A 25,800-nucleotide genomic window follows, 5' to 3' on the forward strand; every position below is an offset into this window, starting at 1 on the left:
GCCGCCGGAACACCGGATGGCTGGACAAGGGGGAGAGGACAATATGGCAGACCAGAAATACGACCTGATCGTACTCGGAGGAGGTGCCATCGGGCTTTCGACGGCCTGGCACGCGGGCAAGAGAGGCTGGCGGACCTTGGTGCTCGAGAAGTTCGGCGTTCTGAACAATGCCGGGAGTTCGGCTGGGGCCTCGCGCCAGTTTCGTCTGCAATACGCACAGAGCTATATGGCCGAGTTATCGCTTGCCTCGCAATCTTTCTGGGCAGAGCTTCAGGGCCATACCCAGAAAACCCTGATCCGGCAATGCGGCAGCCTTTGGTTTGGCGACCCCAACCTGTCTTCACAGGAAGGCGGGATCGCGGCGGCGGAAAAGGTCATGGACGGGCTCGATATTCCCTATACCAGCCTGACCGCTGCGGAAATCGAGGCGCAGTTTCCGTTCCAAAACCTGCCCAAAGATTACACAGGCTTCTTTCAAGCCAGCGGCGGGATCATTGATCTAAAGGCTACGGAAGAGGCGGCGTTTGACGCCGCACTGGCCACCGGGTTCGTTGATGTGCACGAATGGGAGCCGTCGACGGCTATCAGCGAAAATGGCGGCGGTATCACGGTGACCACTGCACGCGGACACTATGACGGCGCGAGGCTTGCGATTTGCACCGGGGCTTACGTCAACGAGACGCTGGCGCCGCTGGATCTGGCGCTTGGTATCAATATCTGGCAGATGTCCTCGGCTTATTTCGCGGTCACCGATGCCGCTACCCGGCTGCCCACTTGGTTCGTCTTTCAGGACCCCAGCGACAGTGCGCTTTTCTACGGGTTTCCCGAGGTCGACTGGTCACATCCCGGCTATGCCCGTGTGGCGACGGATTTCCCCGATGTCACCCTGACGAACCCCGACAAACGCAGCTTTCGGCCCTCCGCCAAGAACCTCGCGCTTGATTCCGAATGGGTGGCGCAGCACATGACCGGCCTTGATCCGGTGCCGCGCTTCACCTCAACCTGCCTGATCGCGCTGGCGAAGGATTCCTCACGCGAGCTGCTGCTTGATTACACGCCCGCCTGGGGCCGCAAGCATTCCAACATCGTGACCTACACCGCCGGCTGGGCGGGTAAATACGTGCCGATCCTTGGCGACATGATCGTGCGGATGCTGGATCAGCCGAGTGACCAGCTGGATTATGGCAAGTTCCAGATTCCATTGGAAAAATTCGCCATCGACTGGACCACTGCAAGCGAAAGCCGGGAGGGCAGAGCATGACCAGAACCTATACAATCTTCGGGGCGGGGCCGGGCGGCCTCTATACGGCGTGGCGCCTGCTCTCCAGTGGCAAGACCGGCAAAGGCGACAAGGTGGTCCTGTACGAGTGGGGCACATATGATTTCGACGGCGATGGCAAGCACCGCCAACCCGCCGGGCGCATCTGCTCGCAACACATTCCCGCCCCGTCCGGTGAGGGGGAGGATCTGTCGGGCAGCTATATCGAAATCGGTGGCATGCGGTTCCTGGAATGGGACGGCTCGCAACACGAGACCGACAAGGACGGCCAACCGACCTCGGCACCCTCACCGGGGCACCGGCTCGTGTCCCAGACGATCCGCGATCTGGGCATGCAGGGCGATGTGGTGGATTTCCTGACCACCGAAAATCCCCTGTATTTCCTGAGGGGCGAACATTTCTACCAAGACCAGCTTGGCGGCGGACCGGGCGACGTCCGCGCGCCCTACAATACCCCTGGCAACAACGAGGCCCCGGCCACCGATATTTTTACCAACATCTCAAACCTGATCACTGGCGACGCCGATCTGACCACCCGGACCGCGCAATGCAATTTCTACGCCAACGGAACGCTGCCAGAGTCCTTCAACTCCTTCGTCTACAGCGGCGGTGAGATCGCAAGCAACGTTGGCTACTGGAACGTGTTCTACGACCAGGCCGGAAACGAGGGTTTCAACTATGCCGCCGATGCCGGGGGCTATAGCTCAAACGTGATCAACTGGAACGCCGCCGACGCGGCTTTCTACAACGGCGAATTCGCCCCGGGTGGCAAGTTCAAGACCATCGCGGGCGGGTATTCGCGGCTGTTTGTCGAACTGTACCGACAGGCTGTGGCCGCCGCCGAAGACTGCGGCGCGACGTTTGAGTTGCACCAAGGCACGCGGTTGCATTCGATCTGGATGCAGCACGACGAGATCGCTTTTAGGCTCGCCACCGCCGAAGATCCCTTTGCAGCCACTGGCAGAGCGCAGACCACCGATTGCGCCTTTCTCGCCATGCCGCCGGAATCGGTAGAGCTGGTGGCGCAGGCGACACGCTATGACAGCCCGCCCGACGGCACCGACTTTCTCAACGATGGCACGGTGGCGAACTATCTGGAATCGGTCATCCGCCAGAGTTCCTACAAGGTAGCGATGTTCTTTGACTCCTGTTGGTGGAAGGATGCGAAATACCCGCCAAAGCTGACCTCTGACGGGGTCACCGACAATGTCTTTGGTCCGACCATCACCGACCTGCCGCTGCGCCAGATCTATTACTTCGGCGACAACGCGCTTCCGGGCTACGCGGGCAAGCCGGTATATGGTTTGCTGGCATCTTACGATGACGAACGCTTTGTGGATTTCTGGGCGCAGCTTGAATTGCCCGGCGATGCACGTCGCGAGGTGGCCGATAGCCGCAACACCGAGCCGCTGCAGGGCGGCACGGTGGCCCCGCCCGAGATGGAGCGCATGCTGCGCCTGCAACTGGCCAAGGTGCACTATGGCGATCCCAATGCCGCGCATCAGATCCCGCAGGCGCTCAGCACCTATTACCTGAACTGGAGTCGCAATCCGTTCGGCGCGGGCTACCACGCATGGGCGGCGCATTACGACATCACCGACGTGATGCAAAGGCTGCGTGCCCCTGCGCAGATAGCAGGCCTGAAGGGGGCTCCGGTCTATCTTGTCGGCTCGGCGTTCTCCAACGATCAGGCCTGGGTCGAAGGCGCGTTCTGCACCGCGGAGTCTGTTCTGGTGGATTATCTCGATATGTCGCCGCTGATCGACACTTCCATCTACAAACTGATTTGCGGCTGAACCCCAATATTAAGAAGGACGTCCGACATGGTTGCTATCCCTCCAAAATTCACACCTGAGGTTCTCAAAGAGCAGGGCGAACAGGCTGATTACGGCGTGCTCAAGCAGCTTGAAGGCACATGGGTCAACGTGAATCCCACCGCCGCACCGACGCTATGGGGCGTGCACACGACCTGCATGCCGTCGCCGGGCACCAATTCAGAGATGATCCCCGGCAAGTTCACCTTCCTGTGCCAGAACTACACCGAAGAGCTGACCTTTTCGCTGGTGCCCGGCGGTGTGCGCAACCGGGCCGGTGCAAACGAGCAATTCTGCGGCGCGGTCAAATACGACACGGCCATCCGCGACCTAAACGGCAACCTGCTGCACGAGGAAAACGGTATGTATCTCTGGCTCGACCAGATCTACAACCATCCCGCCGACGACGAGAGCGTCGAGCAGGATCTTGGCGCGCCAGAGCTGGCGTCCGGTGCCGGTGCCAACGGGCCGGTCTATGTGCCAGACTATTCGGTCGCGCGCAGCGGCGTGATCCCGCATGGCAGCACCATGCAAATGTTCGGGCACAGTAGCGAGCACAAGGGCAAGCCGGAATTTCCAACCGGCAAGGCAGCCTGGCAAGAGCCACATCTGTCGATCTCGCCAAGCATGGGCGGCGCAGGCGCCACGCCTTCGACCCCCATCGACCTTGACGCACCGCCGCCCGACTGGGTGTTCGACACTGGTCTGCCGATCAGCGATCCCAGCGGAAACCGCACCTATACGCAGCGCATTCTGGCGCATGAGCTATATCCCTACTCGGTGCGCCCCGACCTAATTCTGCGTGACGCGATCAAAGACCAGAACATCACAGGCTACACCATGTTGGCGCTGGACACCGAAGAGGCGACCGGGGCGCAGGGCGGCGTGCTTAACACGCCGATCGTGCGGCGCTACGTGCCGGTTGTGCGGATGGACATGCAGATGTGGATCGAAACCGTGGTGGAGGACGGCGAGGAGATCCTTCAACTGCAATATGCTCAGATCGTGGATTTCGAGTTCCACTTTGGCACCGATGGCGGCGTCACCCGCTGGCCGCATATTCAGGTCAATACCCTGCGCAAGAAGGCCTGACGCCACTATTGGCGTGACTGACCTTTGGAAGGCGCCAAGAACCGGTCTTCCCAACTTGGGTGGACCGGCACCGTTTATTTTCGAAATCTGCCTTCCAAAGGCGCGCGCGTCTTGCAGGTTTCAATAAGTCAGAAGTGGATTGGCTCCGGACGGTGGCCAGTTGTTGTCGTTTGAATACGCCCAGTACTCGAACGGGTTATCGTAATAGGCCGCGGTCTCGACCAAACTGCCCCAATCCTCGTCGGTGTTGAAGAACCACACGACCGAACCAACGATGAACCCGCCAACCGCCCAGACAATATAGGTCGCCTGGAATAACGGGCCGAAGATGCGGGCCTGCCAGATGTGCAGTTCCTCGTGGTTGGCGATGAAGCTGGCATTGATCCCCGCCGCCCCGCGCCCCTGACCGGCGTTCGAGATCACGTTGCCTTGGGTGAAAGCAAAGCTTTCTTTCAGCGCAAAGCCGCCTTCGTAGACATGTCGATTTTGACGACGGCTAAGATCTTCGCGGTAATTGGCATCGCCGTAGAACAAGTTTATGACATGCACAACGTTGCCCAGCGAGGTGCCGATCAGGCCCCAGGTCGAATCCGACAGGAAAGCAAACCACCCCTCAGCGCTGGTCCAGTCATAGATGCCGTGGACGCCGCTGATCAGCCCGTTCATACCCCCCATGATCGCGCCGATTGGCCCGCCCACGGTCCAGCCGAGCCAGGCGCCGGCCGCTGTGGTCAGCCCGGTTTCGAGCGCCGTCAGCAGGCTGCCCCAGCCTTGGCCGTTCGCCAGCCCGTAGATCAGCCCGCTCACGAAACCCACGACAAAGCCGACAGCCGCGACGATCAGGTCGTCGAGCCCGAACCAGAGCCCGCTCGGATCCTTGAACACCAGCGGATTGTTCAGCGCATAGCCGTAGGCGCAGTAGCCTTGCGGTGTCCGCGCGGGCTTGTCGGGGTTTTCGAAGACATACCAGTCCGGCGAAACGAAGCGGCCAAGCCCGGGGTGGTACATCCGCATCCCAAGTTGAGTCAGGCCGGTCTCGGGGTCGCGCTCGCGTCCGAGATACCGGTCAAGCGCCGCCCCCGGGGTCTGTGGCAGCCCGAATGGCGTGTAGCGCTGCTGCTCGATCGCTGCCCCGGCAGCGTCCATGCTCGTCATGACGCTGCCATGGTGGTCGGCAAAGAAATAGGCCCTCCGGTCCGGCTGACCCTGCGCCACGTGCTCGGTCGCGAGCAAAGTCTTGCCAAGATAGAGGTGCCGCAGAGTGTGGTCTCCGTGGCGTTCATAAAGCCCGGCGGCATACCGCACGACCTGCGCCGCACCGCCGCCGACGGGCGTGACGGTGCGCAAAACCCGTCGACCACGGTGATCGTAGGCATAGGCGATCACCGTGCCATCGTCGCGCACAGCGCGGATCAGCCGGTCGAACGCGTCAAATTCCATCTGTGCAAGACCGCCGCCCGAGGCCATGTGACCTCGCGCATCATATCCGATTGGCTGCGGCGCCCCGCCGCCGTCGGTGAAAGAGGTGAGAAGTCCGGGCCGCGCGGCATCGCCATAGGTCAGTCTACGCGACGCGGTCTCGGGCAGATCGGTGAGGTTCCCGGCGTCGTCATATCGATAGTTTCCGGAACTGAGCAACGCGCCTCCGGCGTCATTGGCCCTGACCTCAAAGCGGCTCAGGCGATGCAGACCGTCGTAGGAAAACACCTGATGAATTCGGTCGCCGGGCCGGGCATCGGTCAGCGCCGTGACATTCCCGGTCGTGTCATAACCATAGTCGAGCTGCCGGATGACGGCGGCACCGAGCCGCGCCGAAAGCTGCGAGAGCCGGCGCGAGTCCGGCTCATGCTGCGCCGCTATTCTTACGCCATTGCCAAGCAAATAGCCGGTCACGGTGCCTTCGGCATTGTAGTCGACTTTGCTGGCAAGGCCCGGCACGCCGATCACAGCGCCGCTGCCGTCAAGCGCCACCGGAACTCGGGTGCCGTCGGGATAGGTCACGGCGCTCAGGTGTCCCTGAAGGTCGTACTCCCGGACGATGGCAAGTGTCTCGCCCCCGGCGGTGGTCTCTTCCCTGAGCGATTGACCCGAAGGGGCATAGCTGTACCGGGTCTCGACCCCGCCGTCACGGGCAAGCGCCACGCGACCATCAAGGAAGCGGCCTGCATCCGCCTGATCGGGGTCGCTGTCATAGATGATCTCCCGGACCACCTCCTCGGCTCCGCCCGCCGCGGGCAGGCGCCGGACGCGCACCAGCCGCTGAAGCGCGTCATAATCGTGCAGAAGGCGCGAGCCGTCGGCGTTGATCTGTTCAACGATCTGATCGGCGGCATTGCGGTAATAGGTGCGCGTGCCAGCCTCTCGCTGGGCAATGCGGAACGCCGGAGCGGGCCCAGCGAAGCTGTAGCGCAGCGCAACCGACCCCAGTGCGTCGGTGATCCGTTCGATGCGACCGTCGATCGCAAGATCATAGGAGGTCACGGACTGGCTGCCATCCCCCTTTTCCTCTTCGATGCGGATCAGCCGGGCGCGTGCGTCGAAATGTTCGCGCCGAATTCGCGGACCTGCGGGAGCACCGTCGAGAGGCAAAGCGCCCGGACCTTCGAAATGGTCGATTTGGAAAGTATCTCGCACCGCGCGCTGCAGCGCCGGTCCCGGTCCTTGTGTGGCGACCACTTGCCCCAGACCGTCATAGCGCGTGCGCGAGGTTCCCGGTGGCAGTGGCTGCGGCGGCGCCTGAAACCCCAGGTCAGAGGTAAAGCGCGCCGGAACCAGCGCCCGGTTCAGCCCGCGCGGGTTTCGCATTGGCTGTGCCCGTGCGCTGAAACGGCGCTCGCCACCGGGGCCATCCGGCGCACGGAAAACCTGCATCGCCTCTCCACCGAAACCGTCGTAGAACTGCCGCGAAACCGAGACGCCGTCGAGCGACGCCGCGTCGACTCCCGGGCCGAACTCGGCCAGATGCCGACCGGCCGCGTTCGGCGCAAAGGAAGTGACGAAGGCAGGCGCGGCCGCCGTCTCGATGGCCCATGCCTTGGTCAACTGCAACACGCCCGCCGCATCGCTTTCGAACTGCGCTTGCAACCGGCCCAGCCCATCGTAGGCATATCGCAACACTCGTCCGTCGGGCATGGTCATCTGGCGTGGCTCACCCGAACGCGGGTCAAACTCCAGCAGGGTGACGCGCCCGATCGCATCGGTACTTGAGATCGGGAAAACTCCGTCCGCGTCATATGCGATGGTCAAGGTGTTGCCCATCGGGTCACGCTGGGCGACAACATTGCCATCGGTATCGCGGGCAAGGCTCTGGGCGCTGGCCCAGAAGCCTGCTGCATCGCCGGCACCGAAAGCGGCATAGCCGAGCTGGGTCAAGTCGCGACCTTGGGTATAGTCGGCTGGCAGCAGGGCGGTGCGAAGCTTCAGTTCCAGCGTGCGGGTATGGAGGCCCCGACTCGCCTGACCTTCGGGGAGACCCACGAAATCGGGGCCATCATAAGTCATCACGCGGGCCGCGAAGAGCGCGCCACTGCCGTCTCGCAGTTCCATGCGCACCGGCAGCTTGACCAGCCAATGGGCCTCGTCGTCGGTATAGGTGAAGATCTCTTCTGTCCGGATCACATCGGCGGGTGGAGCGCCCTCGGCAAGGCTCTCGCGCTGCCGCCGACCGGGGTTTCCATGCGCGTCGTAGTCGGACAACACCGTGCGGTCGATCCGGTCCGGTGCGCCGGTCGGGCTATGCTCGCGTGTTTCGATTTCGGTCACGTTGGGAAAGTAGATGCTACGCGGGCCAAGGTCGGCCTCGAGCCGGGCAGCCCAGATCTGTTGCGAGCTTTGTATCCGCCGCCATCCGTCACCCGCCCGTTCGAATGTGGCCGATGTCTCGGAACTGCCAGCCAGAGCGCGCTGCCGGACACGTTCCACCAGATCGGGGTGTTCAGGATCACCCTGAAAAAAGGTCATTTCCTGCCGTGTGTCGGGAATTGAATCGTCGCCCGTGGTCTCGACCGTCACGGCACGGAACCCGCGGAATTCCCGGTTCGGCCCGTCATAAACACCCCGGTGATAGCGGATTGCCATGACATGTCCGTTGCCAGCCACCTGATCGTCCTGCGTGATGCGGGAAACGACAGGCACTGTCAGCGGCAGCGTGTCGGGCCAATCCAATCCCTCCGCCTCGTCCAGCCGCCGCATCGTGGCGGTGGTGGCGTAGTCCATTGCAAAGGCGCCGCCCAGACCGTTTTCGACCCGCGTCATCAAATAGGGTGCGCGCCCCTCGTCGAACCGCAGCACCCGGTATCCTGCGGCGCCAGAGGGCGAGGGCGCGTCCCAGGCCAGGCTCAGCCGCCCGTCGCCGAACCAGTCGCCGGCGTGAATGCGGCGGCTACCAGTCACAGGCGCGATCGGCACTTCGATCGGCGCCGAGAACCGGTTGCCAGCAAGGTTCAGCCAGATCAGGATCCGGTCGGCATCGACATAGACAAGATCGGTCACACCATCGCTGTCCACGTCGAGCATGTAGAGATGCTCGTCGCGATAGCCCGCGGGCAGACGCGGCGGCGCGCCCATCTCGACCCGCGCGCCCCAGCGCCCGTGGCCGAGATACGGCCAATAGGCTACCTCGCCCGAGTGGATCAGCACCATGTCGCGCAGACCATCGCCGGTCATGTCGGCGATCCGGGTGCCTTCACGGTCCAGATCAAGATCCGGAAAAACCGAAAGGTCGCGATTGCGGGGTACTGCCAATGGCGGCTCGAATCCCCGGCCGGGCGCATGGCGATAAAGCAGCAGGTTGTCGCGGCCGCTGGCGATCAGGTCGGTGACACCATCGCCATCGACGTCCATCAGACGCGAGTTGCCATCCGCGAGGCCAACCGTGGGCGCATCGTGGAACACGACAGGGTCGGACTCGAAGCCGCCCCTCCCGTCCGCCTGGAAGGCCAGATTCATCGGTTGATCCACCGCGAAAAGATCAACGCGGCCATTGCCGTTCAGATCGGCAAACGCGACGTTGCCGCGCGACAGCGCCAAAGTCGAAGGCACCGCAGCAAGGGCGCGCGGACCTCTGAACCGTCCCGCGCCGTCGTTTTCCCAAACATACATCCGACCGTTGAGGCTTTGCAGCACGTCGGGAAGCCCGTTCGCCGTCATGTCAACGATCTGGGCCGTGGTGTCGGACAGCGCCGGAGGCGGAATGTCGGCCTCGGGTGTGTGGACCTGCCAGCGGTCGAAACGGGCGTCGGAATAGGTGAACGTCAGGGCCGGTTGGGCGATGCGTCCACCCGCCCCGTCATCGGCCGAAAGCTCGATCCGCTCCAACAGGGACAATCCGTTCGCTGCCTGTGAATAGGTCAGCTCGTAGCGGCGCATTTCGGTCGGCGCCAACCGGTCGCAGTGTAGCGCCAGCCGTTCGGCCCGAAGCCGCGTCTCGCGCAGGAAACCGGCGCGCCCGTTGCGGATCACGTCGGGCCTCGGCGCATGGTCGATCGCCAGTCGGAAGACCGCCCAGGAGATTTCCGCTAGGTACAGACGTTCGCCGTCGCGGCGATAGCCAAAGCGGATGGCATTGCCCGCCGGGTCACGTTCTTCCTCGAGCGCCCAGGCAAAGGTCTGCCCCGCCGGCCCTTCGCGGCTGGCCGGGGTCTGGCCGAACAGCAGCGTGCGCCCGTCACCGGTGCGGATGCGCCATCCGTCGCCCTGCCGCTCAATCATCCAGAACCGGGTTTCCGTCTGGGTGCGGTAACGCCCGCCACCGACCGGCAACAGCACTTCTGCGCCGCCTATCACGAATTCATCCGTATCGTCATAGCGCGGCACACCGCGATCCACCCGCCGCTCGATCCGCATCGCATCCAGCCGCCAGCCCTGACCGAACGGCCCGTTCCCGGCGCCGGTCGAATAGGTCAGGGACAGCTGCGGCTGCTGCGTTGCGACGCCGCGAGGCAAACGGATGGGGACCGCGTAACTGCCCGTGCCACGGAGGAAATCCGGCTGGAACCTGTCTCCGAGAGGCGCGATGCCGGCGCCTTTCGGCACCGATGTCAGGCCATCGGCAACGCCACTGGATTCACGCATGTCACACCGCCACTTCCGGAAGGTATTCAAAGCTGTAATCGAGCCCCATACGGATGTTATAGATCCGCGTCGGCACGACCGCGCCGCCATCCGTCACCGAGGCCCCGCCTGTCACTTCCACATGCCAGGCACCCAGCGGATCCTGACCGATCAACCCGGCCAGAGGCCCGAGATCCGTCGAGACGACCCCATCGGCATCCGTGGTGACGGCGGCATCCACCCCGCCCGGGCCGATGATGCGCAGGTCGATGGCCTCGGGCGACACCCCCGTCGCAGTCTCAACCCTGAAGAAACAGCCGTTGATGGCAAAGTTGCGCTGGTTGGCGGGGAATTGGTACGGCGACACCGTGAAATCGGCAGCGGCCCCCTGATAGAAGGCGTACCAGCCGTCCGGGAAGGTATGGCGCAGCGAAAAGGTCGTAAGCCGGGCCAGCTCGTCCGCGCGGGGCGGCGCCTGAAGGATGGCGGTGCGCAGGGGCGCGTCGAACGTTGCAGTGTAATAGATGTCCAGCTGAATATCAAAGATACGCCGGAGATCGAAAGCGTTGCTGCGTCGCGGCAGATGCAGCTGCCATGTGGTGGCCACGCCAAAGCCCTGAAACAGACCGCGCACCCCGGTTTCGGCACGGTATACGAAACCGTCGTTGCGCAGCAGGTATTCCGACAGGGCCATCGTGTCGATCTGATGGATGCGCGTCGCCGACGTGTTGTTGCGCTTGCGGTAGCTGGTGACACCGCCAAGCTGCAGCGTACCGTTAACGCCGCCATCGGGCAGCGCGCCGACAAAGACGACCTCGATGGCCTCGATCCGTTGCGCATAAAAGCCGGGATGACGCCGGTCGAACTCGTACAGCTCGGTCTCAAGGCTCAGCAGACCGGTTTCAAGGAACTGTTGGAACTGCGCCGGATAGTCCGCCGAGATCGAGACCACGTCCTTGATGTTGCTCGATTTCCGCGTCTTGCGGGTGATCGCGTAATAGGTAAAGGCGTCGATGTCCTTGGCCAGACTGTCGCCGCCCAGAAGGCGCGCGTCTTCTCCCGGCAAGGCGTTTGCCAGTCCGTGGCCGTATTCGTTCTTGATGATCGAATAGGTGGTGTCGTTCTCGAAATTGTAAGCGCGCTCCATCAGTTTGGCGATGCGGATGGCGCGGGTCAGATAGGCGCGCGAGATGTCGCGCATCACGTCCGCCATCTTGGACCAGGTGTCGGGCACAAAGAACTCGTCATCGAAGGCATCGAGCGCCGCAGTGGCCATGCCAGCCCGTTGCTGCGATGCTTGCCAGGCCAGTTCGGCTGCGGCGGTGCGGCGTGCAGCGGCGTCCCGCTGATCGGTGGCCATCGGAATGGCGGCGGTCAGTTCGTCGATGTTGTCCTGCATCTTGGCAAGTTCGTACTCGCGCGTGCGCCGCCCGCCCAAAAGCACCTGCGCCGCGGCAAGTTTGCCCGCGGCCCCGGAAATCGTCTCGCCCCGCGCCAGCTTGTCGGCCAACTCGCTGATCTCGCCGTAATAGGCGTCCTCGCCGGCGCCAAGCGCGGTGGCGGCCGCCTGCGACCAGATCTGGGTCGCGCTTGAGGCGGCATAGGCGTTGCGCTGATCGATAGCGTTGTTGCGCCGCTCGATGGCCAGGTCGAGCGCGTGCTGTGCTGCCTGCTCCTCCTGAATTGCGGCCTGCCACGACTCGAACCGGATCTCGACTTCGGCCTGCGCCATGGCCTGTGTGGTCTCAAGATCACGCCGCGTCGCCGCCTCGGCCTCTTCGCGCATCTTGAAAGTTACGAACTCGCGTTCTGCCTGAATTGCCTCGTCGGCGAACCCACGCGCGACACTTTGCAGGTATTCGAACGTGTGGATCGGCGAGAGCGCCAGACCGTAGAAGTCGAGCCCGTCCGAGATTTGCTGAAGGTACTGGAATGCCGTCAGCACGTTGATTGCGATTTCCCAGTTTACTGAGGGAAGGGGCCTTTGCATCAGGCCCGCGATCAGCTGCCGGGCTTCGTTTGCAGGGTTTCCAAGGCTCGCGGTGTCATAAAGCAAGCTTTGCGGCGGTTCCGTTCCGTTGGTCTGTATCAGCTTTTCGTACTGCACACGGGCAGCTTGCAAATCCTCGTTCTTATAGAGCGCGTGGCCCCAACGGACGGCGTTACGGGCGATCCGGTTCCACAGGATCGCGGCTTCGATGGTCTGGTTGAGATGGCTGTAGCCCGCGGCTTGAAGATAGTGACGCTCAGCTTGGCGGTACTGGCCGGTGTGGTGGTACATATCGCCGATCTTGAGCAGCAGCGCATAGGAGAAGAGCTGCTTGAGATAGAAGGTCGTAGAGGTAATCCCGGTCCAGACCAGTTGCAGGTCGGAAACGGCTTGTGCGACGATGCGCTGTTCGTAGATCCTGCCGATCACCTCATCCGCGCCGGGTTTCTTCGTGTCTGAAAACGTGAATTCTGCGATCTGGCCTGCGACCGGGACACCCACCGACCAGCTCTTGTCATGCCGTGCGCGGTCGGCCTTCGAGGCAAGCGGCAGGCTTGTCCAGGCTTCGTCACGCCCCGGGATACGGAAGCTCAGCGCCTTATTGTCCTGCGCCGCGATCGGAGCAAGCAACCTGAGGTCGCGATCGACAGTGACGGTTTTCTCGGGTCGGACGATGGCGGTGGCCCGCTCAGGCCGCACGCTGGGCAACAGGCGGGCCGAAGTCTCCGGGCGCAGCTCGCGACCGGTCCCGCCCGCCTTGGCCAGCAGTTCGGCGGCTTTGGCCAGAAGTTCCTTGGCCTGATCGACGTTGCCCATCTCGGAAAAGGCGACACCCTGAATGTGCATCGCCTGCGCCTGCCCAACGAGATCCTTGGCGCGGGCAAAGAACTGGATGGCGCGCTCCGATGTCCTCGCGGCCGCGCGCGGATTGCCGGCCTGAACCTGCGCGGCGGCAAGGTTCAGCGAGAGGGCTGCGGCAAAGGTCGGTTCTGCGTTTTCGAGGGTGTTCGCTGCGCCTTCCAGCACCACTACCGCGGCGTCGGCCTTGTCCTCGGCGATCAGGCGCAGCGCCTGTTCGCTCACTTGGCGGATCGCCTCTTCGCCCTCTACGGCCTCACGGTAGCCGTCGTTGAAAAATGGGCGCAAGGGTTTGTCCACCGGTGGAACCTTGATCCCAAGAGCCGACGCGGGCGGCGGTGCCATCGGTCTGGCCACATCGGCGGCAGAGATTGATGCCTCGATCAGGCTTCGCTCGAGCGCCTGACCGGTGGGCAGCAGGACCGTCGCCGTTTGCGCCAGATAGCCGCTGATACTGAAACCGGGATACAAGATCTTGTAGATCAGCGCCCTTGCTGTCTTGTACTTGGCCAGCGCCTTGTCATAGCTGCGTTTCCGGGCCAGCGCGTCGCCTTCGGCAATGCGAAGTTCAATTTCGGCCACCCGCCGCGCGGTCTTTTCTGTATCGATCGCCGCGATATCCCCAAGGATTGCATCAATCTCGCGCAGCTTGGCCCACGGCGTTGCCAGCACCATTTCATATTTCTGAAGTGCCATGACACTTCCCTCGCTTTAAAAAATATGTCTGAAAAATATGGTTTTAGACTCGCATTCTCACCAAGCCGTCTAGATCGCCACTATGCCACATTTTCGCCAACTTCTCTACATCTGCGAGAGTTTGGTCGGAATTTCGCCTGTTAAACGTGTGCCGCGGGCGGTAGTAGATTTCCTCGGACGGAGCCTGAAGCGGTCTAAGATTGGATGAGATCGGCGGTTTTGAGAGGAGTTCAATCGAGGCATCGGAGGATGGCCGCGGGGAAATCCGTTGGGCGGTTCTACCGGTCAGCAGGAATACGTCTCTTATTCCTGGATGCTGTAACCTTCAGACAGCCTTGCCTGCTCAGCCCGGATCAGTGTTTGCAGGCGCCTGGACGCAATCCTGAACTCATCAAATCTCATTGAACCCGGATCTTTCAATTTGTCATCTACCTTTGCGAGAATTTCCAACGGTTGTGCGCGCAAAGAACGCTCGGCAAATTCAACGAGAAGCTCAGCAAGATGGCGTTGGCTCAGGATTGACGGTGGCGCATTGCGCAGAATTTCCCGCGCCTGTTCCAGTTCGCCTGCTTCGGCACTGATCCGGGACCTGGTTTCCCAGAAAATCGGTTTCAGAGACTGTTCAAGCTGCGTCACCTGCAAGAGGCGGGATTTTGCCTGCGCCTGCCAGTCTTTAATAGGCAACCCCGGAAGATGCGGACTGCCGTTGGAGAAATGCGCATTGGCCAGATCCAAAGCCAGGCCTGTCAGAACCATTTCTGGTTCCGTGTATCGCGCCAGCATGTCATCGGCGACAAGCGATGCCGCTCTCAGTGCCGCGGCGCGACGTGCTTGACCGCTTTTGAAATATTGCACGAAACGGGCCCCGTCACCGCTTGCAAACATTGGCAGATCAACGTCGCCCTGCATGACAAGTGACCCCGGTAATCTGTCGGACCTCGCGCAATCGTCCGCCTGAAGGGTTTGCATGAACTCGCGATACGTCCCACCTTTGAATCGATCGAGTGCCCTCAAGATGCCCGCAGCGAGAGGCGACGCGACTGCCGCGACCTCGACGCCCGGACCGCAGGTTTGCCGGGTGGTCATCGCCTGCGTTATTCGACCATCGACCCACAAATGAACCTGGCGCTGGGTGAGCAGGTTAGCTGGCACCACACTTGACTCTCGCTGGGTTTGAGCCGCGTTCGCGGAGGTCAGCGGGTAAGCCGAATACAGCTGTTTTTCCAGAATAACATCGCGACGCCGAGAAAGAACCGGTCGAGCGAACTGGGTATCGTAAATCGATAGCAACCAATGGTCATGAAAGATGCTAGCGACCTCTGACAGATCAAACCGGTGGCCAAGTGGGTCGCGAAGTCTTCTGCCGATGTCCGAAAAATCCACAAGATCCGGATCGCTCGGAATATATTCCTGCGCTGAAGTGACCAGAAAACGCCGACCATCCTCTTCGTCTCCGCGTCCGCTGAACAGCAGCACAACCACATCATTAGGTCGATCGACGGTCATTGCCGCCACTTTTTTCAGATGGTCCCGCAACGCCTAGGCTGTCCGCGGCTCAAAGGTTGGGAGAACCTTGATTTGATTGATCGTCGCTTCGCCGTTTCCCGCTGAACGCTGGATGGCCATCGTCAGCCTGTCCGAATAGACAGCAAGGTCGTTCAAAGCATGAGGAACATCGCCAATCAGCGGAGACAGATAATCCTCTACGCCGATAGGAACGATCACAAAATTTCGATCGCCGGGTCCGAGAAAGTCGCTGAGCCTTGCGCCGATTACGGTGGCCAGGTCTTCAAAATCAGCACGCACCTTGACGGCACCAAGTGCCTCAACCCCGTCTGGCAAAGCGTCGATCGCATTGTGGACCGATAGATACCCTGACCGGGCATCAGGCATGTCGCCTTTCATATCCGCACTTGCCGCAGCTTCCAAAGCATCGAAAAGTCGTGATCCCGTCAACGTCTCTCGTGAAGCGCAAGACGGCAGGTCGAGGTCGAGACACCCCAGCGACGAGAGCAAAGACAACTCGTCAAGAGGGGCAAGAGATTTGACAATTGCTGGACGGGGATCAACGCCGCCTTGGCGCCACATCGGCTCACCCGGCGCGAATTCACTGTTGGAAAAGCTGCTGTGGAAACTCCGCAGGTTTTCGGCGAGCTGAGCATCGGAAAACCTGTCGGCAATGCCTTCGAAGAGAATGCCTGCCGAGCTTTCGTCAGCACCTCGCCAAAGCATTCCGTTGCGTTGGCTGGCCGGCAGATAAAGCATGATGTCCTTCGGGGCGATTTCCGCCAATGCCCCGCCAAACGGAGCGCTGAAGACAAAGACAAATGGACCGCCATTGCTTTCCCTGAGCGAGGCAAGAATGGTCTCCCATGGATGCGCAAATTGGCATTTTTCCTCAACAACGCTGCAGCCCGCGCCGCCCTCGCTTCCGGAATATACCACCAACGGAGGGGTATCAGTTGTCGGTGTAGCCAAAAAATCGGTAAGGCCTGACAAATCGGATATATCGCCCGCATAGACTTTTTCCTGACCAAATCTGAGCTTGAGAAGGCCTTCCACATCAACATCGGACGCCATTGTCAGACTAGGTCGCAAGATCAAAACACGCGCTTTTGGATCGGCCTCCAAATCTGCAAGATAGTCGGCGAATGTGGGATAGCGGAGACTTGAACCAACCTCCAATAGGGTTTGCAACTCACCGCGTTCCACTTGGGTCAGCGCATTCTTGGGGATTTCCTTGGCTTTCGCAGCAACATCCGTGATGGATTGCGCGAGCACACCGACCTGAAGCTTGCGCAGGCGCGCGCGCGCCGCGAGTTCGGGGTTCCGGCCGCGCACCTCGTCGAAATGGAAACTTGCCAGATCCTGCAGTATCCGGGCGATATCCGGGTCCTGAATCGCGCGAGCCGCCCCCATAAGCGCGGTTCCCAGAACCAGATGATCCCGGCCGCGTGCGCGACTGGTTTCGCCCACGACAATGTCGTTTGCGAATTCGGGGTTCCGGGGCAGATTCTCGCCCAGAGCGGTTTTGAGGTAAGCAAAGATCTCGCCCGTCGTCAGTTGGTCGTCTGGTCCCGCTGCTGCACCGTCGAAGGCCTCGATCAGATGCCTCGCGAAAATGCTGCTGCCGTCCTTTTCAAAGGTATTCCGGCCTCTTGGCGTCGCGGGGATGACGGCAAGGTCCGCCTGGCCCACTCTGAATTCGGAAATCCAATTTACGGCTTGCTGGATATATTTGTCTTCGATCGGAACGGACATTTCGGTTGCGCCGTCTTCGACGGCATTTCCGGCACCACAGACATTGACGAGGAGAACGATTTTTACCTTGGCAAGATTTCTCTGCTCGACTTCCTTTGTCAGGATGTCTTTGATCTCATCATATTCCATGTAGTTGAGTTCGGCCTGACGATCATAGTCGCTGGGCAAGATCCACAAATCGTTGCTTCGCGAAGACAACGTGCCGTGCCCGCCAAGATAGACCAGAACAGTGTCTTCGTGGTCGATCTTCCGCGCGAACAGGCTCAGCGCGTTTCGCAATTGCTGCACATTCAGCCGCGATCCGTCCTGATCATCTGCAACGTGCAGCTCGCTTTTGTCGCTCAGGTTGGCAATGACACCCAGACGTTCAAAGATTTTGCGCGCGTCGTCCGCAGCGAATTCGAGTTTGTCGAGTTCTGCATCCTGATAGTTCTCGATCCCCGCCACAAAAGCCAACAGTCGCGGTTCTGCTGCCGAGACTTGGAATGCGCAAAACGCCATAAAGAAGGCTGTAAGGACAAAGCGTGTCATCGCCGGATATCCAATATATCGTCATCGATCAGCGCGGCCGCTTCGGGATATCGCTGCAAGTCCTCAATGATCGCGGTGACGGGCAGCACCCGCTCGTGCACCTTCCAGTTGGCCGAGCGCCGTTTTCCGGTATCCGGCATGCCCTTGTTGAGAATGCCGACAACACATTGATCGTTTTCATGGTCAAAAACCGGACCTCCCGAATTTCCGCGAAACGTGTCGGCAACGATCCCCATCCGCGGTTGGCCGCCCTCACGAATGTCATAGAAACGCCTCCAGACGATCCCCATGACCTCCGGTTCACCCAGCACGTAACTGCGTTCGAATTCGGCAAGGACGGTCTCATAATCTTCGGTGTCGACGAAATCCGCGCCGACATCCATCCGCAGCAAATCAAAATCGGGCCCGTCCAGAATTCTGAACGGGAACTCGACTTTGGCGTTGTCATGTACGGTGGCGGGTCGGGCTTGCGGGTAGCCGACGACATAAATCGGATCTCCGCGTTGCGGCGAACTGGACCGGAGGCATTGAGGTTTCGGCATGACAACTTGTCCCGGCAATACCTCGACCTCGGGCAAAAGAGGGCCATCCGTGGGCGGCGCGATACGCACCAAAGCATAGTCAGGAAGCGTGGCGTCAAATTTCCTTCTGAAAAGCTGTTGCCATCTGTCCGGCGGGGGCATGACCGGGTTCGGCAAAAGCTGACGACGGACAATCTGCGCCTGCGTTCGGTTGGGATACTGGAAGTAGCCAAACCACACATCATATTCGTCTGGAGGGGCCTCAAAGCAATGCCCGGCCGTCAGCACAAGATCAGGCGCAACCAACACCCCGGAACAAATTGCCCGATCTTGTCCGGCCCTCGCAATGGCAACGACAGAGGCGGATTCTTCGAAGATGCGGCCATAACGCCAAGCCGCGTAGTTGTCGACGCGGCCATAGATTGCCTTGAAATCCGGGGCGTCCGGAAAATAGTCTGCAATCGTAAACCGCAAACTTCGCCATGTGCGGGCAAGTTTGACCTGGGTTGCCGGATCGGCATTCGCGTATTGATCGACAAGGTCGCGCACCCCGTCAAGCGTGTTGGCACCAAGTGGCGTAGTGTCATCCAGTGTTTCCGTCGCGACGCTCATTGCGCCGGGCTGAGAGGCCACTTCCAGACCGGTCACGATCTGGAGCGCGGCAACGCCCCCGGCTTCGTCAGAAATTTCTGAAAAGGGTATGAATTCCGCTTCACCGCCGTCCATCCCGCGCGGCGCTCCACGTTCGGAAACGATCTTGTAGGCTTCGACCACAAGGCCCCCGCCTTCGGCAATCGTGCCGGAGACATTCATCAACGCACCAAGGGCCATCGACCCGATCTTGTCAGGATTTTCGACCTCGGCAACTGGCAACTCCAGTGCATCGGGTGAAAAGACATACTGAGCTTCCAGACGTTCAAGGAATCTACCTACGACAGGCCCTTCCTCGAACTGCTGTCGCAGTTTGTCCTCTGCCTCGGCGACGCGTGCTGCAATTTCCTCAACGGGTTGTGCGACGCAGATCGGCGCTGAGAGCGAAAAAAGCATGAAACAAACTATGGGTTTGAAATCCACTTGGCCTCTTCCCTGACAAAAATCGCGATTCGTGCTAAAGTGTATCACATTGATTTAACTCGGCTGGAGATTGCATCATGGATAGGATTATGCGTTGGTCTTTCGGTTTATTATTATTGTCTTTTACTGGCTTGGCTTCCCAAGCTGCGATGGCACAGCAACAACGACCGGTTGACCGGGTCGATGTTCAGGCGTCTGAAAGTCCAGAGCCCAAAATCGTGGGAGGCGAACCAGCCGCACCGGGGGCGTTTCCCTTTCAGGTCGGTTTGGTAGTTTCGCGTGTTGACGAAGGGTCCGAAGCCTTCGGGCAGTTTTGCGGCGGTTCGCTTATCGACGCGGAATGGGTGCTGACAGCCGCGCACTGTGTTCCCAATACGCAGCCCGAAGAGGTCGATATCTACGCAGGCGCTCAAGAATTGCCAACCGGCGGTGCGGCAACGGGCGAGCGGGTCTCGGTGGCGCGGATCATCTCGCATCAAAGCTATAGCCCCGACACGCAAGACAATGACATCGCGCTCTTGAAACTCACACGCCCTGTCGAGATTGAGACAACGCAGCCAGCCACGGCGGATCAATTCGATCCGGCACATGCAAATGGCAGTGAAGTTACGGTCATTGGTTGGGGCCGGACCTCGGAAGGTGGCCAAAGCACACCCATATTGCGAGAGGTTGCCGTTGCATTGCAGCCGACTGAAACCTGCAACGAGAACTACGAAAAGGTCCTGGGTTCCATGCCGGGTGGCGCGCCAATCGTAACCGACAACATGTTCTGCGCCGGGCGACCCGAAGGCGGCATAGACAGTTGTCAGGGTGACAGCGGCGGTTTCATCGGCCATGAGTCGGACACGGGTGAATGGACGCAGTTTGGCGTCGTCAGTTGGGGCATCGGCTGCGCCCGTCCTGAACTTTTCGGTGTCTATACCAAAGTGGCCAATTACACGGATTGGATTGCTGAAGTTCAGACAAATTTCTAGACGTCCAGAAAGTACACAATCTTGGGCCTGAGGTTTTGAGGACTTTGTGGTTGATGGTGACCTGCCACGAGAATAGTTCGCCATCATTGATCGGAGTCCGCTCCAATTTGAGGGCAGGATCAACACCACGGTGCGTAAGGGCTTCTGCTTGGGCGTGGCGGCTGAGGGCCTCGTCCAAGCCGATTGTCACGGCGCGTCGGTAATCCGGTAATTCCCGAAACGCTCTACAGCAGCGCTTTGGCCATCATCATGTGCACGCCTTTTTCGCGGTTGACGGTTTGCGTGATCCGCAGATCGCCAGCCAGCGAGCAAAGCATATAGGCCTCGGCCCGCGTAATGCCGGCGCGTTCGGAAACAATGGAAATCATCCGTCGCAGCGCGATTTCAACGCAGGTGTCCAGATCGGCGTGCATTCCCATGGTGATCAGATGCGTGGCTGTCTCGGCCTCGGGATAGGTGATGTCCAGATCGCGGCGCACCGTCAGGCGAAAGCGGCCTTGAAGCGCGGTTTCGATTGCTGTCACGCATACCTCGCCATCGCCTTGCGCACCGTGCCCGTCGCCGCAGGAAAACAGCGCGCCTTCGTTGAAGACAGGCAAAAACAGCGTCGTGCCGGCGATCAGCTCCTTGTTGTCAAGGTTGCCGCCATGGGCGCGCGGCTCGATCGTCGAAATACGTCCCCAGGATGGCGGCGGCGCTACAGCCATGACCCCGAAAAACGGCGCCAGCGGGAGCTTCAGACCCCAGGGCAGGGTGGCCTCGCCCCTGTCCAGATCCAGCGGCAGGATGTTCATATGAAATTCGTCGAAATCCAGCGGCAGCGTACCCGCCAGAGGCCGGATAAAGTTGTATCCCCAATCCTGCCGGAGCGCGACGTCCAGAATATCTACCTGGAGCACGTCACCGGGGCGCGCGCCCTCAACTTCGACCGGCCCGGTCAACAAGTGGCCGGGCACCGAGGGATGGCCTGCCGCATGAATCTCCAAAAGCTCTGGCGGAACGTGAAAGCCTTTTCCGGGCAAGACACTTGGCGTACCTGAAACCGTGTTGATCGTCACCTCGGCGCCGCTTGGCACGGTGGCCACGGCAGGCAACGCCGCATCGAAAAAGCCCCAATGGCAGGTCTCTACGCTGGCCTCGACGATCATGCTGGTAGCCTTTGTTCTGCGAGGCTGACCCAATAGGAGCATCCCACGGGGATCACCTCGTCGTTGAAGTCATATTCCGGGTGATGAAGCCCCGGGCCCTGACCGATGCCAAGCTGGATATAGGCCCCGGGACAGGCCTGCAGCATATAGGCAAAATCCTCGCCGCCGGTGGTGCGGGGGGCATCGGTGGTGCAATCGCCTGCCACCGCGCGGGCGGCGTCGATGCAATGGACGGTTTCACGTTCGTGGTTGGCCATGACGGGATAGGGTTCTTCGTCAAAGCCCAGTTCGGCCTCGGCGCCATAGCTCTGGGCGGTCAGAGTCGCCAGCGCCTCGATACGCTCAAGCGTCTTGGCGCGCACGTCCATGTCAAAACTGCGCACGGTACCGCGCAGCAGGGCGTGTTCGGGGATCACGTTGAAGGCTTCGGTTTCCGTCCTGAATGAAGTCACTGACACCACCAGCGGCTGTTGCGGGTCGGTGTTGCGGGACACGATGGATTGCAGCGCCATGACAATGGCGGACCCCGCCAGCGTTGTGTCCACGGTGTTGTTGGGGCGCGCCGCATGCCCGCCCTTGCCGCGCACCTTGATATGAAAGCTGTCCACCGCCGCATAGAATGCACCGGGGCGGATGGCGAATTGGCCCAGTGGCAGCAGCGGCGAATTGTGAAGCCCGTAGATTTCCGAGATCCCGAAGGTCTCGATCAACCCATCCTGCACCATCGCCTCGGCCCCGGCGCCGCCTTCTTCGGCGGGCTGGAACACCACCGCAACGGTGCCGTCGAAGTTACGCGTTTCCACCAGATACTGCGCCGCGCCCAGCAGCATTGCGGTATGCCCGTCATGTCCGCAGGCATGCATCTTGCCCGGCGTTTTCGAGGCATGTGCCGCGCCCGTCGCCTCAAAAATCGGCAAGGCATCCATATCGGCCCGAAAGGCGATGGTCTTGCCAGAGGTATTCGTCTTGCCATGGATCAACGCCACCACTCCGGTGCGCCCGATCCCTTCTACCACCTTGTCACAGCCGAAATCGCGCAGCTTGCCCGCGACCAAGCCTGCGGTGCGCGGCAGATCATAAAGCAGTTCGGGGTTTTCATGCAGATCCCGCCGCCAAGCGGTGATTTCGGGATGCAGTTCGGCAAATCGGTTGCGAATGGGCATAAGGCTTCCTTCGGGTTGCGATTACGTTTTGGGGTCTGCCGCGAAGAAGGCCTCGCCCTTTTCACGCGCGGCCTTGTCAAACTCTCCAAGCAGGGCATTGAAGCGGGTTTCAAGGTGATCGCGCATGGCGGTGCGGGCGGCTTCGGCGTGGCGGGCGGCAATGGCTTCGATGATGGCAAGGTGTTCGCTATGGGTGACCTGCAGCGATGCCCCGTCACGGCCCTTTGCGCGGATCGTGACCCAATCGCGGTTGGAGCGGATCTTGTCCAAAAGTGAAAAGGCGGTCAGCAAGGGCCGGTTGCGCGCGCATTGCGCAATCAGCCGGTGCAGCGAGCCGTCCCAGAGCTCGACCGCCTGAGCATCGGCGGCCTCGAACTGTCGCTGGGCGAGCATCCGCAAACGCGTGACCTCATCGGGATGCATGCGCTGCGCGCAAAGCGCGGCAAGCTCCGGCTCGATACAAAGGCGCGCCTCCATGACTTCCAAAGCATTGGTTTCGCCGGTGATCTTGGCAGCCAGATCGCCCATCGGATCGGATGGCTGGCCCGCAAATGTGCCTTTGCCCTGCTTGCGCCAAACCAAGCCTTCGGCCTCCAGCATATCCAGCGCCTGACGCACGAACCGCCGCCCGACGCCAAAACGGTCCGCCAGCGCGCGCTCTGTCGGCAGCTTTCCGTCGGAGCTGATGTCCCCCGATTTGATCAGAGCGAGAAGCTGCCCGCGCACCTGCTCAGTCGGGCCTTTTGAGGATATGATGTTCATCTGGCGTTCCTCAGATCAAAGCGTTCGATGGCCAAGTTACCGGAGGCTTCCTGATTTACTCAAGCTCTACAGCCTGCGACCGGCTCGCGCGTCCTTCGGCCTTGCGCCGCGCTTCTGCCGCCGCGATGTCCGCGTCGATGCCATCGCGGGTCGGATATCCGGAAAACCGCTTGGCTGTGGGCATCCCTTTGGCGAAATGCACATAGCGTTCCTGCGCGACATCCCAAAGCCGTGCCAGTTCTCCCAGAGGATCAGCATGATCATCGGCGCGCAGATCAAGCCACGGGTGCGCCTCACCTCGGTGGATGATCAGCCCTGCCGCTTGTCGGCCGCGTTTGTCGCCGCCCGCCGCCTCACCAGCTTGCATCGCGGTGATCAACCGTTCGGCAAAGGGCAGATCCGCATTGGCGAGGTAAGCCTCTGACGTGGCCTTGATCACTTGGGGTCCCGCCAGCATGTTGCCCGCCACTGAATGCCCTTCGCCCAGCAGATGCCCGGCCCAATCCACGCAATCCACGCCGGTATAGGCGGCGAAATTGCCATCCGCGTCCATCATGTGGGCCTGCCGGATGGCGCGGCCCTCATCGCGCGCCGCCAGATCCGCGATCACTGCCTCCGCGCTTTCGCCCGCCATCATGCGCGCCCGCCCTTCGGTGCCCCAGATCGGGTTGCAGAAAGCCTGACTGGCGACGGCAACGGTGTCTGAGACATTTGGCACCACAGCCCCGCAGGCGAAGAACTTGCTGGCGACGATAAGACCAATGCTGCCATCGGTGTCTTTTGCGATCAGAGAATAGGTCATCGACCCACCGCATAGGCTTGCATCAGGCGCGGTGTCGCGGCGGCCCGCAGCATACCGCCGGGTTCGCGCAAGGCAGCGGTCAGTCGGCCCACGGTCCATGGCTCGGCCACGGTGACCTTGTGGCCTCTGCTGCGCAGCTCGGCGATCACGTCCTCTCCGACATCGGGTTCGATCATCATCTCGCCTGGTTTGACCTCGCGCGGGAAGAACGAGCCTTGGAAGTGCATCGAATGGAACAGCGGCTGATCCATGCATTCCTGCAAACCCATGCCGAAATGCACAAAGCGTAGAAACCAGATCAACTGCCACTGGTCCTGCTGATCGCCCCCGGGGGTGCCAAATACCAGCTGCATCCCGTCCTTTTCCGCAAGGCTGGGCGTCAGCGTGGTGCGTGGACGGCGCTTGGGGGCCAGCGAGGTCGGCAGGCCTTCCTCCAGCCAGAACATCTGCGCGCGCGAATTCAGCGGGAAGCCCAGACCGGGGATGACCGGAGAGCTTTGCAGCCAGCCGCCCGAAGGCGTCGATGCCACCATATTGCCCCAGCGATCGATGATATCGAGATGAACGGTATCGCCGCGTTTTTCGGTCAGGTGCGACATGGTCGGCTCTTGTGCCGCCACCGCGCCAACCTTGAAGTCGCGCTTGGCGCGTTCGAGATAGGCATCGGCCTGCGCCTCAAAGCCGGGCACCCTGCCGGGGCACTGCTCAAGCGAAGCCTTGGCCGTGATCAGCTTGCGGCGCTCAGCGTTGTAGCTTTCGCTCAGCAGCACATCCATCGGGATTTCGCTGAAGTCGGGATCGCCGTAATAGGCCTCGCGGTCCGCATAGGCCAGCTTCATCGCTTCGATCACCGTATGCACAAATTCGGCGCCGTTGGGGTCCATGGCACCCAGATCGAACCCCTTGAGGATCGCCAAAGCCTGCAAAAGAACGGGCCCCTGCGACCATGGCTGCGTCTTGTGAACCGTCCAGCCGTGATAGTCGAAGGACAGCGGCGCCTCGAAGGTGGCGCGCCAGTCAGCCATGTCTGACGGAGCAAGCACGGCGGAATGCTTGGCTTCGGAGACGTCCATCACATGCGCGTCCCTGAGGTAATCAAAGATCGCCTCTGCCACGAAGCCGGCCCGCCACTCGGCACGGGCGGCGTCAATCTGCGCCTCGCGCGTGTCCCCCTGGGCCGAGGCAAGCCGGTCATAGGTTGCCGCCAATTCTGGGTTCTTGAACAGGGCATGCGGCTCGGGCGCCTTGCCGCCGGGCGTCCAGACGGCAGCGGATGTGGGCCACTCTTCGGCAAAGAAATCTGCCAGTCCGGCAATGGTGTTTGCCACGCGCGGCAACATGGGATGTCCGTCGCGGGCATAGTCGATGGCAGGTTGCATCACTTCGCGCAGGGTCATGGTGCCATAATCGCGCAGCATCAGCATCCAGCCGTCGAACGCCCCCGGGACCACCGTCGCCAAAAGGCCTGATCCGGGGATCAGTGTCAGCCCTTGCTCGGTGTAGTGATCAATCGTCGCCGCCTCGGGCGCAACACCCTGCGCACAGAGCACTTCGACCTTGCCGGTCTTTGCCGAATAGAAGATCGCAGGCATGTCACCTGCCGGGCCGTTCAGATGCGGCTCCACGACTTGCAGGGTCAGCGCGGTGGCCACCGCAGCGTCAAAGGCGTTGCCGCCCTTCTCAAGGATGCTCATGCCCACAGAGGACGCGATCCAGTGGGTCGAGGTGGCGACGCCAAAGGTACCTCTGATCTCGGGACGGGTGGTGAAATCGGACATGGCTAC

The 25,800-nt window shown here is 61.2% G+C and carries 14 protein-coding genes; 4 read left to right on the plus strand and 10 right to left on the minus strand.

The window, feature by feature from the left end; all coding sequences use genetic code 11:
• Positions 1-43 precede the first annotated feature (43 nt).
• Genes ACOYQJ_RS09615 through ACOYQJ_RS09625 form a run of 3 tightly spaced genes read left to right on the plus strand, consistent with a single transcriptional unit; the run spans position 44 to position 4,185 of the window.
• Positions 44-1,261 carry an FAD-dependent oxidoreductase gene (locus tag ACOYQJ_RS09615; RefSeq protein WP_422905809.1) on the plus strand — a complete coding sequence of 406 codons (1,218 nt, stop codon included), beginning with the start codon at positions 44-46 and terminating at the stop codon, positions 1,259-1,261.
• On the plus strand, positions 1,258-3,075 hold the full coding sequence (locus ACOYQJ_RS09620; protein ID WP_422905810.1) for a flavin monoamine oxidase family protein: 1,818 nt from the start codon (positions 1,258-1,260) through the stop codon (positions 3,073-3,075). Before ACOYQJ_RS09615 ends, ACOYQJ_RS09620 begins: the two co-directional genes overlap by 4 nt.
• A gap of 27 nt (positions 3,076-3,102) precedes the next feature.
• Positions 3,103-4,185, plus strand: coding sequence for a peroxidase, FMP-type (locus ACOYQJ_RS09625; RefSeq protein ID WP_422905811.1), 1,083 nt, complete (start codon positions 3,103-3,105; stop codon positions 4,183-4,185).
• Between the two features lie 120 nt (positions 4,186-4,305).
• Here ACOYQJ_RS09625 and ACOYQJ_RS09630 read toward each other — a convergent pair whose 3' ends face one another.
• From ACOYQJ_RS09630 to ACOYQJ_RS09650, 5 genes are all read right to left on the minus strand, one after another.
• Positions 4,306-10,257 (minus strand): toxin TcdB middle/N-terminal domain-containing protein, encoded by a 5,952-nt coding sequence (locus tag ACOYQJ_RS09630; RefSeq protein WP_422905812.1) that lies wholly within the window; start codon positions 10,255-10,257, stop codon positions 4,306-4,308.
• A gap of 1 nt (position 10,258) precedes the next feature.
• Positions 10,259-13,780, minus strand: a complete 3,522-nt coding sequence (locus ACOYQJ_RS09635; protein WP_422905813.1) for a Tc toxin subunit A-related protein — start codon at positions 13,778-13,780, stop codon at positions 10,259-10,261.
• A gap of 303 nt (positions 13,781-14,083) precedes the next feature.
• Positions 14,084-15,286: a hypothetical protein gene (locus ACOYQJ_RS09640; RefSeq protein WP_422905814.1), complete on the minus strand. Its 1,203-nt coding sequence runs from the start codon at positions 15,284-15,286 to the stop codon at positions 14,084-14,086.
• A 33-nt stretch (positions 15,287-15,319) separates the two neighbouring features.
• Positions 15,320-17,209, minus strand: a complete 1,890-nt coding sequence (locus tag ACOYQJ_RS09645) for a hypothetical protein (protein ID WP_422905815.1) — start codon at positions 17,207-17,209, stop codon at positions 15,320-15,322.
• A 359-nt stretch (positions 17,210-17,568) separates the two neighbouring features.
• Positions 17,569-19,140, minus strand: coding sequence for a trypsin-like serine peptidase (locus tag ACOYQJ_RS09650; protein ID WP_422905816.1), 1,572 nt, complete (start codon positions 19,138-19,140; stop codon positions 17,569-17,571).
• A gap of 245 nt (positions 19,141-19,385) precedes the next feature.
• On the opposite strand from ACOYQJ_RS09650, the gene ACOYQJ_RS09655 reads away from it, so the two are divergent.
• Positions 19,386-20,141 carry a serine protease gene (locus ACOYQJ_RS09655; protein ID WP_422905817.1) on the plus strand — a complete coding sequence of 252 codons (756 nt, stop codon included), beginning with the start codon at positions 19,386-19,388 and terminating at the stop codon, positions 20,139-20,141.
• A 224-nt stretch (positions 20,142-20,365) separates the two neighbouring features.
• Here ACOYQJ_RS09655 and ACOYQJ_RS09660 read toward each other — a convergent pair whose 3' ends face one another.
• Genes ACOYQJ_RS09660 through ACOYQJ_RS09680 form a run of 5 tightly spaced genes read right to left on the minus strand, consistent with a single transcriptional unit; the run spans position 20,366 to position 25,794 of the window.
• Positions 20,366-21,289 (minus strand): acetamidase/formamidase family protein, encoded by a 924-nt coding sequence (locus tag ACOYQJ_RS09660; protein WP_422905818.1) that lies wholly within the window; start codon positions 21,287-21,289, stop codon positions 20,366-20,368.
• Entirely contained in the window at positions 21,286-22,452 is a 1,167-nt protein-coding gene (locus ACOYQJ_RS09665; RefSeq protein WP_422905819.1) for a M20 aminoacylase family protein, read from the minus strand. Before ACOYQJ_RS09665 ends, ACOYQJ_RS09660 begins: the two co-directional genes overlap by 4 nt.
• 21 nt (positions 22,453-22,473) lie before the next feature.
• Positions 22,474-23,214, minus strand: a complete 741-nt coding sequence (locus tag ACOYQJ_RS09670; RefSeq protein ID WP_422905820.1) for a FadR/GntR family transcriptional regulator — start codon at positions 23,212-23,214, stop codon at positions 22,474-22,476.
• Positions 23,215-23,269: 55 nt separating this feature from the next.
• Positions 23,270-24,016 (minus strand): DUF1028 domain-containing protein, encoded by a 747-nt coding sequence (locus ACOYQJ_RS09675; protein ID WP_422905821.1) that lies wholly within the window; start codon positions 24,014-24,016, stop codon positions 23,270-23,272.
• Entirely contained in the window at positions 24,013-25,794 is a 1,782-nt protein-coding gene (locus tag ACOYQJ_RS09680) for a gamma-glutamyltransferase family protein (protein ID WP_422905822.1), read from the minus strand. Before ACOYQJ_RS09680 ends, ACOYQJ_RS09675 begins: the two co-directional genes overlap by 4 nt.
• Positions 25,795-25,800: the final 6 nt, after the last annotated feature.

Origin of the sequence: Pacificoceanicola algae (genome assembly GCF_049341065.1) — a bacterium.
Lineage (GTDB): Bacteria > Pseudomonadota > Alphaproteobacteria > Rhodobacterales > Rhodobacteraceae > Pacificoceanicola.

Bases quoted from the DNA above. Each gene is read 5' to 3' on its own strand.
- ACOYQJ_RS09615 (WP_422905809.1), top strand. From the start codon at position 44: ATGGCAGACCAGAAATACGACCTGATCGTACTCGGAGGAGGTGCCATC.
- ACOYQJ_RS09620 (WP_422905810.1), top strand. From the start codon at position 1,258: ATGACCAGAACCTATACAATCTTCGGGGCGGGGCCGGGCGGCCTCTAT.
- ACOYQJ_RS09625 (WP_422905811.1), top strand. From the start codon at position 3,103: ATGGTTGCTATCCCTCCAAAATTCACACCTGAGGTTCTCAAAGAGCAG.
- ACOYQJ_RS09630 (WP_422905812.1), bottom strand. From the start codon at position 10,257: ATGCGTGAATCCAGTGGCGTTGCCGATGGCCTGACATCGGTGCCGAAA.
- ACOYQJ_RS09635 (WP_422905813.1), bottom strand. From the start codon at position 13,780: ATGGCACTTCAGAAATATGAAATGGTGCTGGCAACGCCGTGGGCCAAG.
- ACOYQJ_RS09640 (WP_422905814.1), bottom strand. From the start codon at position 15,286: ATGACCGTCGATCGACCTAATGATGTGGTTGTGCTGCTGTTCAGCGGA.
- ACOYQJ_RS09650 (WP_422905816.1), bottom strand. From the start codon at position 19,140: ATGCTTTTTTCGCTCTCAGCGCCGATCTGCGTCGCACAACCCGTTGAG.
- ACOYQJ_RS09660 (WP_422905818.1), bottom strand. From the start codon at position 21,289: ATGATCGTCGAGGCCAGCGTAGAGACCTGCCATTGGGGCTTTTTCGAT.
- ACOYQJ_RS09665 (WP_422905819.1), bottom strand. From the start codon at position 22,452: ATGCCCATTCGCAACCGATTTGCCGAACTGCATCCCGAAATCACCGCT.
- ACOYQJ_RS09670 (WP_422905820.1), bottom strand. From the start codon at position 23,214: ATGAACATCATATCCTCAAAAGGCCCGACTGAGCAGGTGCGCGGGCAG.
- ACOYQJ_RS09675 (WP_422905821.1), bottom strand. From the start codon at position 24,016: ATGACCTATTCTCTGATCGCAAAAGACACCGATGGCAGCATTGGTCTT.
- ACOYQJ_RS09680 (WP_422905822.1), bottom strand. From the start codon at position 25,794: ATGTCCGATTTCACCACCCGTCCCGAGATCAGAGGTACCTTTGGCGTC.